The sequence below is a fragment of the Shewanella pealeana ATCC 700345 genome (genome assembly GCF_000018285.1).
Classification (GTDB): Bacteria; Pseudomonadota; Gammaproteobacteria; order Enterobacterales; family Shewanellaceae; genus Shewanella; species Shewanella pealeana.
In genome coordinates this window covers 2,676,809-2,694,986 of the sequence record NC_009901.1, presented here as the reverse complement: position 1 = coordinate 2,694,986, position 18,178 = coordinate 2,676,809, and the positions used below count along the sequence as shown (strand labels likewise).

General features: G+C 42.1%; 17 protein-coding genes. 8 read left to right on the top strand and 9 right to left on the bottom strand.

Features of this window, described 5'->3' with window-relative positions; genetic code table 11:
• Positions 1 to 30 precede the first annotated feature (30 nt).
• The 9 genes from etrA to ccoN all read right to left on the bottom strand — a co-directional run bounded on the left by etrA (position 31) and on the right by ccoN (position 8,024).
• Complete coding sequence (gene etrA, locus SPEA_RS11655) at positions 31 to 783, bottom strand: electron transport transcriptional regulator EtrA (protein WP_012155458.1); 753 nt, start codon at positions 781 to 783, stop codon at positions 31 to 33.
• 57 nt (positions 784 to 840) lie between these two features.
• Positions 841 to 1,533, bottom strand: coding sequence for a sulfite exporter TauE/SafE family protein (locus SPEA_RS11650; protein ID WP_012155457.1), 693 nt, complete (start codon positions 1,531 to 1,533; stop codon positions 841 to 843).
• Positions 1,530 to 1,739: a cbb3-type cytochrome oxidase assembly protein CcoS gene (gene ccoS / locus SPEA_RS11645; RefSeq protein ID WP_012155456.1), complete on the bottom strand. Its 210-nt coding sequence runs from the start codon at positions 1,737 to 1,739 to the stop codon at positions 1,530 to 1,532. The genes SPEA_RS11650 and ccoS overlap by 4 nt, the downstream gene beginning before the upstream one ends.
• Positions 1,736 to 4,120 carry a heavy metal translocating P-type ATPase gene (locus SPEA_RS11640; protein WP_012155455.1) on the bottom strand — a complete coding sequence of 795 codons (2,385 nt, stop codon included), beginning with the start codon at positions 4,118 to 4,120 and terminating at the stop codon, positions 1,736 to 1,738. The genes ccoS and SPEA_RS11640 overlap by 4 nt, the downstream gene beginning before the upstream one ends.
• 67 nt (positions 4,121 to 4,187) lie before the next feature.
• On the bottom strand, positions 4,188 to 4,667 hold the full coding sequence (locus tag SPEA_RS11635) for a FixH family protein (RefSeq protein ID WP_012155454.1): 480 nt from the start codon (positions 4,665 to 4,667) through the stop codon (positions 4,188 to 4,190).
• A 149-nt stretch (positions 4,668 to 4,816) separates the two neighbouring features.
• On the bottom strand, positions 4,817 to 5,773 hold the full coding sequence (ccoP, locus tag SPEA_RS11630; RefSeq protein ID WP_012155453.1) for a cytochrome-c oxidase, cbb3-type subunit III: 957 nt from the start codon (positions 5,771 to 5,773) through the stop codon (positions 4,817 to 4,819).
• The gene (locus tag SPEA_RS11625; RefSeq protein WP_012155452.1) at positions 5,773 to 5,949 is read right to left on the bottom strand and encodes a CcoQ/FixQ family Cbb3-type cytochrome c oxidase assembly chaperone; all 177 of its coding nucleotides are present in this window, start codon (positions 5,947 to 5,949) and stop codon (positions 5,773 to 5,775) included. The genes ccoP and SPEA_RS11625 overlap by 1 nt, the downstream gene beginning before the upstream one ends.
• Before the next feature lie 11 nt (positions 5,950 to 5,960).
• Positions 5,961 to 6,575 (bottom strand): cytochrome-c oxidase, cbb3-type subunit II, encoded by a 615-nt coding sequence (gene ccoO, locus SPEA_RS11620; protein WP_012155451.1) that lies wholly within the window; start codon positions 6,573 to 6,575, stop codon positions 5,961 to 5,963.
• Between the two features lie 12 nt (positions 6,576 to 6,587).
• On the bottom strand, positions 6,588 to 8,024 hold the full coding sequence (gene ccoN, locus SPEA_RS11615; RefSeq protein WP_012155450.1) for a cytochrome-c oxidase, cbb3-type subunit I: 1,437 nt from the start codon (positions 8,022 to 8,024) through the stop codon (positions 6,588 to 6,590).
• Positions 8,025 to 8,252: 228 nt separating this feature from the next.
• Between ccoN and SPEA_RS11610 the strand changes: the two genes are divergently transcribed.
• The 8 genes from SPEA_RS11610 (at position 8,253) to SPEA_RS11575 (ending at position 17,997) form a co-directional block, all read left to right on the top strand.
• Positions 8,253 to 8,750 (top strand): hypothetical protein, encoded by a 498-nt coding sequence (locus tag SPEA_RS11610; RefSeq protein WP_012155449.1) that lies wholly within the window; start codon positions 8,253 to 8,255, stop codon positions 8,748 to 8,750.
• A 202-nt stretch (positions 8,751 to 8,952) separates the two neighbouring features.
• Positions 8,953 to 9,210, top strand: coding sequence for a hypothetical protein (locus SPEA_RS11605; protein ID WP_012155448.1), 258 nt, complete (start codon positions 8,953 to 8,955; stop codon positions 9,208 to 9,210).
• A 107-nt stretch (positions 9,211 to 9,317) separates the two neighbouring features.
• Positions 9,318 to 10,610: a tyrosine-type recombinase/integrase gene (locus SPEA_RS11600; RefSeq protein ID WP_012155447.1), complete on the top strand. Its 1,293-nt coding sequence runs from the start codon at positions 9,318 to 9,320 to the stop codon at positions 10,608 to 10,610.
• A 666-nt stretch (positions 10,611 to 11,276) separates the two neighbouring features.
• Positions 11,277 to 11,831, top strand: a complete 555-nt coding sequence (locus SPEA_RS11595) for a hypothetical protein (RefSeq protein WP_012155446.1) — start codon at positions 11,277 to 11,279, stop codon at positions 11,829 to 11,831.
• A complete protein-coding gene (locus SPEA_RS11590; RefSeq protein ID WP_041410933.1) occupies positions 11,828 to 12,337 on the top strand; it encodes a hypothetical protein in 510 nt (169 codons plus the stop codon). Before SPEA_RS11595 ends, SPEA_RS11590 begins: the two co-directional genes overlap by 4 nt.
• A 744-nt stretch (positions 12,338 to 13,081) precedes the next feature.
• Positions 13,082 to 13,654 (top strand): YdeI/OmpD-associated family protein, encoded by a 573-nt coding sequence (locus SPEA_RS11585; protein ID WP_012155445.1) that lies wholly within the window; start codon positions 13,082 to 13,084, stop codon positions 13,652 to 13,654.
• Between the two features lie 128 nt (positions 13,655 to 13,782).
• On the top strand, positions 13,783 to 14,331 hold the full coding sequence (locus tag SPEA_RS11580; protein ID WP_012155444.1) for a GNAT family N-acetyltransferase: 549 nt from the start codon (positions 13,783 to 13,785) through the stop codon (positions 14,329 to 14,331).
• Positions 14,332 to 17,058: 2,727 nt separating this feature from the next.
• Positions 17,059 to 17,997, top strand: coding sequence for a hypothetical protein (locus SPEA_RS11575; protein ID WP_012155443.1), 939 nt, complete (start codon positions 17,059 to 17,061; stop codon positions 17,995 to 17,997).
• Positions 17,998 to 18,178: the final 181 nt, after the last annotated feature.

Sequence of the window (18,178 nt, the reverse complement as noted above, 5' to 3'; positions counted from 1 at the left end):
TTTTAGATCAAGCTGATTGCCGAATAAATCCTATCGCGCAATATTACTGTTACCAGATAGTTCGCTTAATGCGTCAATATCTAATATTGTAATGTATTTACCTTTAACTTCAATAAGTTCTGCTTTTTGAAAGCGACCAAGTAAGCGGCTAATTGTTTCAACGGTCAGACCAAGGTAATTACCAATATCACCACGAGTCATGGTTAACCTAAACTCTCTTGGTGAAAAACCTCTGCTGCCGAAGCGCTTAGCTAAATTACTGATAAAGGCTGCGAGTCTCTCTTCTGCATTCTTCTTGCTTAATAACAGGATCATCTCTTGATCGCTTTGAATTTCATTACTCATTAAGCGCATGATCTGTTGTCTAAGCTTAGGCATCTTACCTGTTAGCTCGTCGAGAGTGGTATAAGGGATTTCACAAACCATTGAGGTTTCAAGGGCCTGCGCGAAACTCTGATGAGATTGGGAATGAATCCCATCGAAACCGATGACATCGCCAGCGAGGTGGAAGCCTGTGATCTGTTCATCGCCTTGTTCTGTAATGGTATAACTTTTGATTGTGCCAGAGCGGATCGCAAACAAAGACTTTAGCGGATCGCCAGATTTAAAAATCGGTTCGCCTTTTTGTATCGGCTTCTTACGTTCGATGATCTCATCAAGCTGATCTAACTCATTGGAGTTAAGTGTGAAAGGAATACAAAGTGTACCCATGCTGCAATCATGACAATGAATCGCACATCCTGACGCCATCTGACGGCGATTCTTGTTGTTATCTGCTGACATTGTCTCTCTCAATTTTGACTGTTCATCTACTATGTTAAACTAATTTGATAATCGGAGCTAGTTAAGCTGGTTAATCGCCACGTACAAGGTTTGTACTCCGAAACCGATTAACGCCAGTCCGCTTATTATTCGTACTGTTTTCTTCTGCACCCAGCGGCTAAAGCTGCTTGCTGCAATACCTGCGCTTAATAATGCGGGTAATGTGCCTAGGCCGAAGCAAAGCATGATAAGAGCGCCTTCAAGCGGGTTCCCCGCAGCAACAGCCCAGGTCAACATGCTATAAACCAGACCACAAGGGAGCCAGCCCCAAAGCGCACCAGCAATAAAGGCGTGGGAGCGGTTTTTTATCGGAATGAATTTATTGGCAATTGGGGCGATATATTGCCACAGTAATTTTCCAATACGCTCAATCTGAACCACGCCAGCCCAGAGTTGTGCGATGTAAAGCCCGGTGATGATCATCATAAGGCCAGCAAAAATGCGCAAAACCAGTAAATAGGAGTCGGCATCGAACAAGACTCCAAGGGCACTGGCACTGCCACCAATTAACGCACCGGCAGTGGCGTAACTGATGATACGACCGCTGTTGTAACTCAGCAGGTAACCTAGTTGGGATACCAGAGCATTAGCGCCACTATTCTTGGGTAAGTTAGCCGATAATGCCCCGACAAGGCCACCGCACATACCAATACAGTGTCCCGCGCCCATTACGCCGACGATAAATGCCCCAATTAGGCTGAAATCATTCACTCAGCAGACTTCTTACTCGGGTTGTTTTCATCGAGTTTGTTGGCTTGTGGTTTTTCCTTTGGCGCCTCATCTTCTTCAAAAAGAATCGACACACTCTGTTTTTCTAAATCATCAAACTGATCAGATTTTACGGCCCAGAAGAATACACCTACCGCGACGAGCACGAAAAGCATAGCGATTGGGATCAGGACATAGATAATACTCATAAACGAACCTTAAGCAGTCTTAGGCTATTGCTGACAACAATGAGTGAGCTTGCTGACATCCCCAATGCAGCGATGTAAGGAGCAACGTGGCCGCTCACGGCCAGTGGAATTATAAACAGGTTATATCCTAGCGCCCAGAATAAATTCTGCTTGATAATCCTCCCCGTTGATTTAGCGACCTTTACTGCGTCGGCAAAACGCGAAAGGTTATCACCCAATAAAATGATATCGGCACTATTTTTAGATATCGCGGCGCCGCTGCCCATAGCAATAGATAAGTTCGCTCCAGCGAGTACAGGAGCATCGTTAATGCCATCACCAAACATGGCCACTTGACCCTGCTGCTGAAACTTATCGATTAAAGCTAGCTTGTCTTTAGGTGAGAGTCCCTTATGTACATCGTCAATACCAAGACGCTGGCCTAAGGCAGCAACTTCTGTCGAGTTATCGCCACTGGCAATACTGATTTTACAGCCCATCTTCTTAAGCTGAGTAACGGCTTGCGCCGTTTCTGGACGCACTTCATCATTTAAGGTGATTTTAGCCAGCAAGGTGTGCCCTTGGCTAAACCAGACGATAGTCGACGCCTCAACATCATTTGTGCCATTAACAAACTGCTGACTGCCGACTCTATATTCAAGCCCATCGATAGTGCCAGATAGCCCGTTACCAACAACACTTTGTCTATGACTGACAGTGATGGCGCCATTAAAGTGTGCTGCAAAGGCCTTAGCAATTGGATGCAAAGAGCCTGACTCCAATGCGGCAATATGGGCGAGTACAGCTGTTTCTGACCAATCGGCCGTGAGTTCAACATCGCTAATCGACAGTGAACCTAGGGTCAGGGTGCCGGTTTTATCAAAAACAACATGTTGTATTTTCGGCAGTTTCTCAAACACGCCAGAGCGACGAGTAATAATGCCTAAACGAGTCATAATCGCCGTACCACAGGTGACAGCCGTAGGCGTTGCTAGAGCGAGGGCACACGGGCAGGTTGCCACCAGTACCGATAATGTCACCCAAAAAGCATCTTCTGGCGAGTAGAAGTACCAAAACAGGTAGGTTAAGGCTGCAATCAATAAAATCGCGGCAGTAAAGTAGTTAGAGAACCTGTCGGCATAAAGCGCGACTCTAGGTTTATTGTTGGACGCTATCTCTTGCAGGCGAATAATTTCCGCAACCAGTTGATCTTGTCCAAGCGCGGTCACCTTTACTAAGATAGGTTGCTCAATATTAATGGTTCCGGCAAACACCTCGGCATCTATCATTTTTTGCAGCGGCATCTGCTCACCGGTGAGCATGGCTTCGTTAACGGCGGTTTCGCCCTCGATCACTATGCCGTCGGCGGCGATGACATCCCCGGGTTTCACTAAGATGATATCGCCAATGACTAGACGTTTTGCAGGGACTTCATCAAAACCCTCATCCGTTTTAAGTTGCGCCGTTAAAGGCACCAGCTTGTGCAGATTACTGGAGCTAACTGACGCCTTTTGACGGGCATTTTGTTCGAAGAAGCGACCCAGCAATAGGAAGAAGGTAAACATGGAGACTGATTCGAAATACACCTCGCCAGTCCCATTGATGGTCTCGATACAACTGGCAATATATGCACCACAAATCGCAATACTGACCGATACATCCATGTTTAAGCGGCCCATTAGCATCGAGCGCACGGCGCTAAAATAAAATGGCTGCGCCGAGTAGAACACCACCGGCGCTGCAAATAACATGCTTACCCAGCGGAAGTAATCGCGGTATTCGGTGTCTAAATCACTAAAGTAACCAGAATAAAGGGCGAGGGCGAACATCATTACCTGCATGGTAGCAAAACCTGCAAGGCCAAGACGTAGCAGGAACTTACGGCTGTCTCGCTTACTCTTTATTTCTTGCTCGTCAACTTGAAAAGGGGCTGCTTGATAACCAATTAAGCTTATCTGATTGAGAATTTCACTCAGCTTAATTGTTTCGCTATCCCAAGCTATCAGCGCACGCTGTGTGGTGGAGTTGACCTGTATTTTTGCAACACCATCGAGTTTATTGATTTTATGTTCAATCAACCAGGCGCACGCCGCGCAGGTAATGCCATCTACCGTTAGAGACACTTCATTGAGCGAGTCTCTTTGCTGGATAAAGTCTTGCTGTACTTCAGGTAAGTCATAAGCACTGAAGTTCGATAACTCTTCAGGAACCAACGCAGTCTGTTTACTACCAGGCTCAGTGCGGTATTTATAGTAATTGGTCAACCCCGCGTCAATAATTGCTTGCGACACGGCTTGGCACCCCGGGCAGCACATAAGCTGCTCATCATCGTTAATACAGGTGGTAAATTGCTTACCTGTTAAAACAGGTTCGCTACAATGAAAGCAGCTTGCTTGACTCATGAGATGTTATTCTTTTTCTAATTATTGAAAACCCGCAGCAGAGCGAACGGGTTAGGGCATAAAGGAGTTAGTTTAACCAGTACTGTTGGTCGTCTTTTAGCATCACACGTTGCTGAATGCGCCAAGTTTGATCATAGCCTTCAATTCTGACGTCCCAAGGACCTTCAATCGATTGTGTTAAATCGATTCGATATACGCCATTGGCATCAGCGGTAACAATTTGCGAGAAATCTCGTTCTTCAAGTGTTGGGTGATAAAAGCTAATGCTTAATCCAGCAAGGTACTTGTCGCCACCTTGCTGAGAGAGCTCTACGTACTTGTCATCAAACTCTAGCATGTAGTTCATTCCAAGCTGCTTAGCATGTTTTATCTTTCGAAGGTCAATATTAATGCCTTTACCTTCTTTATAGTACTCTTCGGTAACTAATGGGTCTTGGTTGGTAAAAGCAACCCAAAACAAATTGATACTTGCGACCACAGCACAAAGCGGCAATATGATAAGAAACCAAGGCCAGAACTGTTTATACCAGGGTTGTGGAGTCGACATTTTTATCACCTATAATTATTAGAATAATTGTTAGAAACTTGGAAAAAAAGAACAGATATTTTACCGATAAAACTGTGATTTAGCACTTAAAAAAAAGGCCTCGTTGTTAACGAGGCCTTATTATTACACCAAGTGTTAATCCAGTGTGATTACTTGTTAGACAAGCTGTAAACGTAAGCTGTGATTACGTGAACTTTTTCTTCACCTAATACATCTTTCCATGCAGGCATAACACCTGTACGACCGTTCTTAATTGACTGCTCGATAGCGCCGCGGCTTCCGCCGTAGACCCAAGCGTTGTCAGTTAGGTTAGGGGCACCCATAAACTTGTTACCAGTACCGTCCATACCATGACAGGCGAAGCAGCCTTTCATGAATGAACCTTGTCCCTGAGCGGCAAGCGCAGCATCGTGCTCGCGACCCGATAGACTCACAACGTATTCAGCTAGACCTTTAATCTCACTGTCTTCAATCGGTAAACCACCTTTAGGCGGCATCATACCGTGACGACCGTTCATGATAGAGGTCTTAATCGTTGCTAGCTCACCACCATATAACCAAGCATTGTCGGTTAGGTTAGGGAAGCCTTTACTACCGCGGGCGTCACTACCATGACACATGGCACAGTTTTGTAGGAATAGACGTCCACCCACTTTAAGGGCTTCTTCATTCTTAACTAACTCTTCCAATGGTGTATCAGCGTATGCCTTAAAGATAGGGCCAAACTTCTCGTCTGCGTGTTTTACTTCTTGGTCATACTGAACCCAACGGCCTTCTTTTACAGCTGTTTCAACTGCAACTTTAGACTCTTCAAGGGTACGTACGCTTTGGTTAGAGCTTGTCCAGCCTAAAAGACCTTTGAAGCTACCAAGACCAGGGTAAAGTGCAAGATAGATGACACTAAATACGATAGTAAGGTAGAACATGTAACTCCACCACTTAGGTAGTGGGTTGTTAAGTTCTTCAATACCATCGAAGCTGTGACCCATTGACTTGCCTTCTTCTACACCCGTGTCGTTCTTAGAACAAGCACGTAGTAGAACAACACAACCAATGATTACCACAACCGTGAGTACGATAATCCATATACTCCAGAAGTTACTCATCACTTTTGTTCTCCTGAGTCCTTCGAAACCGAGATTTTCTCATCGTCAGAGAAAACTAGGTTAGCTGCATCGTCGAATTGTTTCTTACGACTAGAGCTATATGCCCAAGCAAATATACCGATGAAGGTCACCATTACCACTATGGTTATAATTCCACGTAATGTGCCGTAATCCATAATTTGCCTCCTTATTTAAGCGCGTGGCCTAGTGATTGCAGATATGCGACCAATGCATCCAACTCAGTCTTACCTTTAACAGCGTCTTTAGCGCCATCAATCTCTTCAGCGGTGTACATCTGATGAGTAGGGTGAAGATTTTGCAGGATTTGCATCTTCTGGCCAGTAAGTTCACCGGTTAAAGTGTTCTCAGCTAACCAAGGGTAAGCAGGCATATTTGACTGCGGTACCACGGCGCGAGGGTCGATTAAGTGAACCTCATGCCATTTGTCACTGTAACGACCGCCAACACGGGCTAAATCTGGACCGGTACGCTTAGAGCCCCACTGGAATGGGTGATCCCAAACTGACTCACCAGCCACTGAATAGTGACCGTAACGTTCAGTTTCAGCACGCAGTGGACGGATCATCTGGCTGTGACAGCCATAACAGCCCTCACGAACATAGATATCACGACCTTCAATCTGCATAGCCGTATAAGGGATTTGACCTTCTAATGGCTCAGTAGTGTCTTCCTGGAACAAAAGGGGTGTGATCTCAACCAAGCTACCAAAGCTGATTGCGACAACAGTGAGGATCCCTAATAGACCGATGTTTTTCTCAACTATCTCATGATTAAATTTCATCGTATCTACTCCTTAAGCTGCTTTTGCATCAGCAATTGCTGGCAAAGAATCTTTAGGGGCCTTAACAGTACGCAGTACGTTGTATGCCATTATGAACATACCTGTAAGGAAGAATACACCACCTAGGAAACGAACAAAGTAGAACGGGTAAGAGGCTTCTAAGCTTTCAACAAAGCTATAAGTCAATGTACCGTCAGAGTTAACTGCGCGCCACATTAGACCCTGCATCACACCAGAGATCCACATTGAAACGATATAAAGAACAGTACCGATTGTTGCCAACCAGAAGTGAACGTTAATTAGGTTTGTGCTGTACATACGGCCGTGGCCAAACAGAACTGGTATCAAGTGATACAAAGAACCGATAGAAACCATGGCAACCCAACCCAATGCACCAGAGTGAACGTGTCCAACAGTCCAGTCAGTGTAATGAGAAAGTGCGTTAACCGTCTTAATTGCCATCATTGGGCCTTCGAAGGTAGACATACCGTAGAAAGACAATGAAACAACAAGGAAACGCAAGATAGGGTCTGTACGAAGTTTGTGCCATGCACCCGATAGCGTCATGATACCGTTAATCATACCACCCCAAGAAGGAGCGAATAGGATTAGAGACATCACCATACCAAGTGACTGAGTCCAGTCTGGAAGTGCTGTGTAGTGTAGGTGGTGAGGACCAGCCCAGATATACAAAGCAACAAGTGCCCAGAAGTGAACGATAGATAGGCGGTACGAATAAACCGGACGACCAGCTTGCTTAGGTACGAAGTAGTACATCATACCTAAGAAACCTGCAGTTAACAGGAAGCCTACCGCATTGTGACCATACCACCACTGGACCATAGCATCTACAGCGCCACTATATAGCGAGTAAGACTTAGTCATAGTTAACGGTACAGCCATAGAGTTAACTATGTGAAGTACAGCTACCGTGATAATAAAGGCACCAAAGAACCAGTTAGCCACATAGATATGCGACGTGGTTCGTTTAATGATAGTACCGAAGAAAACCACAGCATAGGAGACCCATACGACGGTAATTGCGATATCAATTGGCCATTCTAATTCGGCGTATTCTTTACCACTGGTAATACCAAGTGGCAAACTAATTGCTGCCGAAAGAATGATGGCTTGCCAACCCCAGAACGTAAATGCGGCTAACTTAGGTGCAAATAGTCGAGTTTGACAGGTGCGTTGAACGATATAATAGGATGTGGCGAAAAGGGCTGAGGTACCAAACGCGAAAATCACGGCATTCGTATGTAGAGGTCGTAGACGACTATACGTTAACCATGAAGTTTCGAAGTTTAGCTGCGGCCAGATTAACTGAGCTGCAATTAGTACACCTACCGACATGCCAACAATTCCCCATAACACAGTTGTTAGAGCGAATTGACGGACGATGGTGTAGTTGTAATCAGCGCCTTGAGGCTGGGAATGGTTCATCATATTGCTTCCACTGCTTATTACTTATACTTATTATTGTGTAGAGCAAAACTCTACCCGTATATTTTGACAACAAATCATGTCTCCTATCGGAAACTAGTGTTCTGTGTCAATGTGTAACCTTGCATTTCATGAAGTAACGCAAGGCAAGGTCATGATACTTGAGCTATATCAAAAAAGATAGGAATTAAGGGGCGGGATAAGTTGATCTAGATCAAGGTACTCAATAGAATGTTACAACTTTTAATCAAAAGGTTAATTAACGTGCAAGTTACTCACAAATCAACAGTATTAAGCCTTTTTATAAGCTATGTTCTGGGTCTGTTTCTCATAGGTTGTGAACCAAATAGCCATGAACCTCAGGCCTCAATGGCTGTAGATCCAAGCCTTTGTAATTTCAAATCTGGCCCTTGTACCCAAAGTGTAGCCGATGTAGACCTTGAGTTAACGATCAGCCCTTGGCAAACCCCCAGTGAGCGCCCGTTACAGCTTGTAATCAGCACTTCTCAAGAAGTGAGTAATATAAAGGTTAAAGTTCAGGGTCGAGATATGTTTATGGGGATTATTCCGGTAAAACTTAGCCAAATCGACGAAAACAAGCATCAGGGAAGCTTAATATATGGTTCGTGCAGTAGTGACTACATGGTTTGGAGCGCAATTGTTAGCTATGAAATTGATGGGGTAGAGAAGTTTACTAGCTTCGATTTCTTGGCCGACAGCGAACGCTAAGTACTGGAACAGCCTAAACACCCATTTTAAAACCACAAATTTTCTCCACAGTGTTTATTCCAGAGCATAAACGACTCGACAAGCTTATTGATAATCATTATCATTTGGTTGTGGTCTAAGTCCGGTATGATTAGTGATAGATACTAGCTATGTGAGTGATCTTAGATAAGTTATTTCAGTTGAGTTCTGATGGAGAATAGAAATGGATAGTCCAACTCGCCAGTTAAATATCAGTATTTCTGAAGCAAAGATTGCTCAGCTGATCCAGCAAGGTCAGTTATGCGCCGCCGATTTTAAGTGTTTGGATAGTGAGACCAAACAGGCTGTGTGGCAGCTTTGCTTATGGAGCTGTGAGAAACGCATTCATTGTGACAAGCACTGCCAACAACAATGTAAAAGCCTCTGTCATGAGCAAAGCCAAGAGTCGGTTAAAGGCGCCATAGCGGTAATAAATAGCTGATAAAGCAAATAAGTAGTCATATAAGGTTAATTAAGGATATCGCTTTTTAACCTTACTGATTAATATAGAGATATCGGCTTTTATACTTTCTATATCCATCTATACCTATGCAATTACCTCCAGTTATCCCGCTTTTTGATTCAATCGACTACATTCAAATTGGCAATCCGCTGGTCAATCAACATATCACTCAACTTAGCTTGGGGGATCTCGATGAAGCCGGTTTAGTGTTTGAACACGCTACAGATTGGCTATTCGAGCAAAAATACAATGAAAACAACTATAAAGCCTATCGAAGCGAACTAACCACCTTCCTGCACTGGTGTTTTGATGTAATAAAACTCAACGTTAGTGCAATAGGGCGCCGAGAAGTCGGCCTATATATAGAGTATTGTAAAAATCCGCCAACCGAACTTATTGGCTATTTTAACGTGGCCCAATTCAAGCAGGACAAGACGAGCGACGAACGAACGCCAAACCCGGCTTGGCTGCCATTTAGAGGTAAGAAAGTCGACGGGCAAATTCAGCCGTATGCTCTCAGCGACAGTGCTCTCAAGACCAAAGTTGCGATTCTATCTAGCTTCTATAGCTACCTAATGGGCGAGGATTACTGCGAGAAAAATCCAGCGCAGATGTGGCTTAATAAGAGTCGATTCTCATCAAGGCAGAAGTACCGACTCAACACAGATGATGATAACCAGTTGGCGTTTACCGAGCTGCAATGGTCCTACATCATGTCAACGGTTGAGAAGTTAGCCAAAGCACAGCCAGAACTTCATCAACGCAGTCTGTTTCTAATCAAGCTTATCTACTCCTGCTATCTGCGGGTATCAGAAGTTTCAGCAAGGGCTGGTTTCTCACCGGTGATGAGTCAGTTTAAACAAAACCGCCAGACCGGAATTTGGAGCTTTTATATTCCAAAGAGTAAAGGCGGCAAGAGCAGAAGCGTTGCCGTATCTAAGGCATTAATCGATGCGTTAACGCAATATCGTAGCTACTTAAAACTGTCGCCACTACCAACAAGCAACGAGCAACATCCGCTAATCGTGCGCCAAAAAGCGGCGGGGCGAGGGCGCGAAGTCGGCAACTTAAATGCCAACCTGGGGATCCGACAAATTCGAGAAGAAGTGGATAAGATCATCGTAATTGCGGCGAATAGCATCGAAACTGACGGCTTTTGTGAGGATGCACTACAAATGCGCGGCTTAAGTATTCACAATATTCGCCACACAGGGATCACCCACGACATCAATATTAACGGTCGACCATTGTCACACGTACAGGCCGATGCGGGTCATGAGAGTATCGACACCACATCGCAATATCTGCACACTACACAGATAGAGCGTCATGAGAGTGCGCAGAATAAACCGTTAGATTATCTGCAGGGAATTGAGTAAGAGCGGACGTAGCCACCTAAAACAAATTCCGCAGGAGGCTATGTTTAATGGCGTATAAGCACGCCGTTTCCTTCCATGGAGGCTCGCTTATCGCATCCCTGCGATATACGGCTTATAAGCTCATTTAAACATATCCATTAGATTGAAGTAGAAGTGTTGTTTAAGCTTATAGAATGGGTTATTCCAGCAATATGAAATGCGCATCGGCGTTATCCCAAAGGCGCGTTAAAGATTAATTCGTAATGAGCAATAATAAACAGTTTGAAGTTTGGGCAAATGTACTTTTGCATTGTTGAAATGCCGTAGTCGTTGCCGAATCCCCCCCAGATGTTAGTAACCCTTGTAAAAGAACTGACGGGTGCGGGTAGCTCATTCGCAAAGGCCTCGCCCGTAGTCTTGCGCCGATTTATGCATTAACCCGTGCGAGATCTCAAAATTAGTGCCGCTTGAGTTCATCCAAAAGGATATGAACACCAATAAAGTAGTAAAGGGAGCAAATAAAAATCGTGGAACGGTGGGGGTGAAGTTGAATGCATGTCATCATTATTTTCAACAAGCACATAAAAAACAGTAACAAAGCTAAACAAACGGAGAGGTAGCATGTATCATGTTGTTAAATTAATGATAGGAGTGCTTGCTTGATGTTACCAATGCGTGAGGTTTGCTATGACTAATGAAGAGTTGTTTTCTGACATAAAGAAATTAGCCAGTGAGAGCATCTCTGCTCACATAAGAATAACTAGTGAAGATGCATTTCGTCTTATACTCAATCTTATAGTTAATAAAAGCTGTACCTCATTACAAGCCTTGGTGGTTAATAATAGTAGTCATAAGAACTATCTTTTCGAAAGTTTTAATGACAGCGTGTTTGTTAGAAACGTTATTGACTTTCTTGAGGACGGAGAGACTAGCTTCAATATTTTAACCAATGAACCCAGAAAGTTAAAAAAGTCACTTCTTTTTAGGGATGCCAAATCTAGCAACTTAAAAATAAAAAATATTTCGGACTCTGCTTATAACCGTATCCTTAATAATAAATATCAGTATAGCTACTTAGTTGGAGATAGTAAGTCTTACATTATTGGAGAGTTCGAAGACTTTGAAAATGATGAACAGCCAAAAGTTGCAAATTTCTTGGAAGAGGGCTTTTGCAATAAACTTAATGATTTTTATAAAATAATTGAGAAAGTAGATGTTTCGTATACTGGGGGGGCAAAATGACAGAGGAACTGCCAATCTTATACTCCGCCGTCAATTTCTGTTCGCTCTTTGAGGTGGCTGTTGGGATAAACCTGCTATTTTCTTTTTGGGATGCTCTTAGAAATCAAGCTATACGAAACTTTGAAACTATTTGTTCTGATACAGGAAAGAAATTACAGTTATCACTTGGTGCTGCTTATCTAGAGTGTCGAGTGTCAGCAAAACTAGATATAAAAAGATTGAAATACCTGGGTGTTATTAACACATTAACTAAATTTGGTAAGTATATTGGTATTTTTGCAACGTGTTGTTTAATTGGTATACTAATATGCATTGGTCTAGCTCCAGAATTGAAAATTTCAGGTATGTTTCTTACATGTTTTATATTTCTTGTAGTTTTTTCTTCTCCTTTGTGTTTACTTATTGCAAATATCTATGTTTGGCATGCAAAGGGTCGTCTTGAGGAATTTGGCGAGCAGCATGATACAGTCCTAAAAGACTTAAAGGATGCCTTAGATAATGCATAAGGTATCAATCGGGCTTGTTCAACACTCGAGATAAGGACTCGGCTGCTCGTGGCCTATCCTTATTCGATATACTGCATGTACTTGGCAAAACCGTACCCCTTAACGGGTACGGTTTTTTTATGCCCAATTTCACCTATACCTAGAGTCCTGAGGTCAAGATAACGCTGTGAAGCGTCATCAATTTCTAATAAGGCTGCGCCCTAAGGGCTAACTCTCCCTTGAGGGCTTCTAACATGCTTGAAAGCATCTATAAGTAGCCAAGGGCAATCGTGGCTCGCGCTAATCGGGCAGTCGTGCTCATTGCTGCGGGGGTTGTATATGCCAGAAATCGTATTCCAGCGGTTAGCCGTGTGATCGAGGGGTTATATAATGGCTGGTACTTTTCCGATTTCTAATTTTACGAAAATTCATTTTCTTTCACTAAACAGGTGCTTACTGTTTCTGCTGCATGAAATTCAGCTTAGCGGTGTTTTTAAGGTAGTTAGAGATACTTACTCGTAATTATTGTTTAGACTCATGTTTAGGTTTATGTTCAGATTCTTGTTCAAGTTCAGATTGTGTTAGCGTGTTTATGCTACAGGCATGGGCATTTTAGAAGAGGTGGAAAGTACCAAGTTTAATGCTTAGCTCAAGCTAGCTGTGAAGTAAGACCACTATGGCGATCATGCCATTTGCTGAGAAAATCGCCCGCCAGCAAATGGTTCACTTATTAGAGGGGCGTTAGGCCAAAGAGAGAGCAACTGAATGCCTGAACCTGACTTATTGAGCATCAAGACATTTGAAACACCGAAAGAACTCGGTCTCTGGCTTAATACTAATCACGCCTCTGAAAGTGAATTATGGGTAAAGATCTACAAAAAAAACACAGGGATTAAAAGTGTAACTTGGGATGATGTCGTGATTGAAGCTCTATGTTGGGGGTGGATCGACGGTATTAAAAAGTCAATTGATGAGCAAGCCTATCTTCAGCGCATTACTCCCAGAACAGCGCGAAGCAACTGGTCTAAAAGAAACACAAAGCATGCGGAACGTTTAATTAGTGAGAATAGAATGATGGAACCCGGGCTTATGCATATTCGTGCGGCAAAAGCAGATGGGCGCTGGCAAAAAGCCTATGTGGTAAGTGAAATGGAAGTGCCTACTGATTTCCTAAGTGTTCTCGATAGTATGCCAAGTGCTAAAGAGTTTTATGAAACTCTTAACAAATCGAGTCGTTATGCTATCGCATATGGACTAATCAGTGCCAAGAAACCTGAAACAAGACTAAGGCGGTTTACAAAATTCATGAATATGCTTGTTAACAAAGAAAAACCATAATAAGTTGAGTTGGCATAACAAGCGTTTGAGACGGAGCCCCTGCGCCCGACTTTTCGGCTTAGTTCGGTTTTATTGTTTATGTCACAATGGTAATACGGCACTATAAAGCTGCGATAAAATGGAGTGACATGGAAATAAGACAGGCAACTCAAAATGATTTAACAAGTTTCTTCAGTTACTTAAATGATCATTTGTCAGACAATGGAGATGGTGAAACTCAACTTTTCCAGCCTATGTCTAAAGTAGAGTCATCGGTGAATGCTGCTATGAAGTCTCGTTTTACTGCTGGCATTAACACGGAAATATTCCACCAGGGCTGGCGACGTCTTTGGCTGGCTTTTGATGATAACAAAAAGATAGTAGGGCACATCGATATTAGAGGTCATGCAGAAAACCATACTAAACATAGAGTATTACTGGGTATGGGGGTCGATCGTTCAGTTCGTAGATTCGGTATCGGCAAACAATTAATTAATCAAATGCTAGAGTGGGTTGCTGATGAACCGCTAATTGAGTTTATCGATCTTTGGGTACTTTCAAATAATCTAGCCGCACAAAAACTGTATATCAGCACAGGGTTTCAGAAATGTGGCGAGATAAAAGACATGTTTAAAATAGACGGTAAGTCTTTATCTTATACAGTTATGTCCCGAGCAACAGTTATAGCTCATAGCTAGTAAAAATGGAGTAGGGAAGAAGGCTATTATCTTGTGCTATCTCGTGCTATTGAAGAGGAATGAGCAACGCCACAAGCTCCTAATACAAGCTCTCAATGAATTCTAGCCGAGCAGGGCGCGATGATGACCGAGTTCTGTATGAACAAGCTCTTATCGAGTCGTTAAAGAGTAGGGCGTGTACACGATAATTAACCACTCACACTATTAAAATAAGCTAACGATACACTCGACTATACTCGGGTGTACACGTAAGCTGCTGATTGTAAACTTATTATATTTATGTGCACACCTGGCGTTCGAGCCTTAAATAGTCTCTTACATTAACCATTCGATCTTTCTCTGCTTTAGCCAATATACAACTCTGTATCTGATCCAATTACTAATCACATTGCTAACTACAAAATTCAAGTTAGTTTTGTGCTGTGATTTCTATTGGAATTTCTATTTGGATTTCAAAGATGGGTTAATGCCGATAAGTGACATTATCGGCAATTGACTTAAAAGGGGCTTTTCCCGCTATAAGTCTTTATCCACCGATCTCTGTAACTATCATCTATGTAACTATCAACTCAGTATCTATAGCCTATAGCTCGCTAGGTATGATGACCAGCTATCTAAACCAGCACTATTTATAATCTTTAAGCAAACAAGGAAAGTTATTAATAAACTGTGTTTATGCGCCAGTTTAGCTGCTTTCTATCTATTTTCAGCCAATCCTAATCTCAAGGCTAAGCCCAAGCCCAAGCTAATACCTGTATGATGGGTATTCGATATTTTCACTTAGATGTCACTGAACTGAACTCTCGTTATGCCAATGACTAGGCTAAAACAAGACCAAAACCAGACTTAGACTTAAGACTTAGGTTCAAGTGCCAACCAAGGCCTAGTCACGGTGACTCTTGATTGGCACAAAACCTAGATGAATTTAATATTCATTTATAGCAAGCCATATCAAGGCTCATATTTAACGCTGGTATTTAGCGCTCGTATTAAAAAGCACTGAATAGTCATTGAAATGGTTAACTTTAGTGAAAATGATATGGCGCGCTGTGTGGCTGCTTTAAATCTTTGCCTAGCTCAGCTCGTCAGATTTCACGTAGCGCACGCTAATAAATGGCTATTTTCAGTCTGATTTTCAAGCTAGGCTTTTATGCTAGCTTGAATGCACAGATTCAATGTCTTGATTTAAATACAGAGTTTCAATGCTGGGTTTAAGCGCCCAGTGTGAATACACAGTTTCAAAGCTTTGGTTAGACCATCTCATTGCCAAGTTACATTCAACGACCAAGCTGAATACTCACAAAAGTTTTCTTAGGTTTAAGTTTCCTAGATTGTAGAGCAATCATTTAATGAGTTGTGTTTACTTAGCAGTGCTCAGTGGCATGTCAATGTTGGCGTTCAATCAGGTTCGAGCTTAGATGCTAAAGGCTAACTATCAACATTTGGCTTTGAACAAACGACTTAGACTCAAGCAAAAGACTTAAGGAACACTGCAGATGTTTATGTGTATCTACATGCAGCTTTGGTATTCGGTTCAATGGCTAATGAGCAGATTGGAATCCCATATAGACCCTGATTGAACGCTCATATAGACAAAGCTGCCATCTAACCCCATATCAGCGACACCTACACAGCTATGCGCACAATGTATATTATGTTAAATAGGGTTTTTGTGTCAGTAGCTTCTTATCTCCTTGTGGGAATTGTCATCGAAAATGAGAATCTCAGTCACCACGTCGGATTCGGCATCACGTGATGCTATGAGTAATTGTCTGTTTATGGCTTTTTCCTGATAACTCAATTCTGCTGGACGTAGATTAAGTTTATGAAGTAACCACCATTCTCATGATAGTTTGCTGTTGAGATTTGTAACTGGGCAAGTTGAACTAATAATTCACTATTAGATCTACTAGCTAACAGTTACTACAATTGGATTAGCTATTTAGTTGGTAAAGTCTGATTTTTTTAACTGACGGTTGCTCTTTAATGATAATCTTTCGTTCTACTGATTTATGTTCTGTAACAATCGGCTGGCAGTTTATTGAGACTTCAATTATTCATTAACGCTAATGTCTAACGGCCTGGGCCAGCCAAGCTTGTAAAGTAGCTATTCAGCACACGAAAACAGTTGGTTCCGACTTGGAAATATCGGGCAATTACATAGGTTTTTCTTTGTCTCAGGACCTCCAAATGACTTCATGAAGGACTTCTTGAGAAAGTCATCAAGTACTTTAAAACCAAATTATGCGTACCTTAGCCAACAACCACTGAAAGTGGCTGTTCTCTCAATCTATTATCATTAAGAGGCTAACCTCGTAACTGCCCTAGCCCCTTTTGGATTTCGATTAGGAAAAGCAATTAGAGTTTTTTATTTGCCAGTTAATTATCCCAACAGCAGCGCATTCGATTAAGTTGCTCATACATAACCAAAGACTAATTTTGCCTCTATTTTTTAGTGACTGGTTATATTGCGCATAATTTCTTAAGTGATAAACTGCTTTCTTTATATGATGGCGTTTACGCTTATTATGTTTGTGAGGCATTTGTTAAATGATTAAGGTGCTAGGCTCTGTGTAAAATAATAACTGATCTTATATTGATTACCTATTTGTTGATTATTTGAGCGCTGCAACAAAGCCTTCCAAAGCGCATGCTAAGTCAGAATGGCCTTATCGAACGTGCTTTTATTGGCATGAAAGATAACGAATTACTTTAATAAGAATAAGAATGAAAAGAAAACAACTTAAACCTTTTTGGAAGCTTAGACATGCTCAGAAATTTGTTGAACTACGTAATTGGCTCAATGGTCGAGTAACTCTTAAAGCACGCCAAGACCCACTAAATTCAATTATGTCTGTGGATAATACGACTCTTTCTGTTGCTAACGCATTTCATAATATTCGATTTGCATTTGTTGCGCCTTGGGTTTTATGTGGGTGGATATTATTACTCATCCAAATAAGTACTTTTGGTCCAAACGAAGGGGAAGTTTCTTTTGCAAACAGTAATATAAATTTGAAAAAAGAGCTTATAGTTAAAGGAATTAATTATGATGAAAGTGATTATATCTACTATGAAGCATTAGTGGGAAAGGATGGGGAAAGCTCTATATTAGAGTATATCGATGCTGTGAGTAATTACGGTGGGGAAAGTTATAAGGATAGTGTATATCTAGATATTATTATTATTTGTGTTTTACTCGTTATATCAATGATGGCTACAGTTGCTTTTCTTCGCCTACCTAGAATGGCTGATATTTATTTTGATCGTCAGCGCAAGATAGTATACACGTGGCGCTTTGGGAAAATAGCAGCATGCAACTTTGATAACCTTGGAGCTCGTGAAAACATGCATGGACTTGCTCTTTTTTTATATAGTGAAAACAAGAAGCAAGAATCAGGTTATTGGCCAACATACTTTCTTATTCAACCAACGGGCAGAGCCCACTTTAATAATGAGAATGATAATACTGAATTTATGGCTCAACTTTTTGCCTTTATGGAGAAAGGTAAAAGTGCAGTAATTACAGAGGAAAGGTTTGAGCGCCCTCAACCCAAATCGTATTTGTTCATTGATAAAAAACCAGAAAACTTCGAGCAAAGGTTGGAAGAAATTTTAAAAAGAGATGATGAGCTACCTAAATTGTATGCAGAGCATGTGTTTTAATCATTGGCGATTTCTGTGGGGAAGATAAATGAATCAGGCTTCATTCGAAGCTAACCAACTTTGGAGAAGGAGTGAGATATGTCACTGATGCCTGATTGCTTAAATCCGCCAAACGGCGCTACAAAATTGATGTAGCGCCTTGAACATAGCATTGGCCAGTAATATAAAAATGTTGATGTCA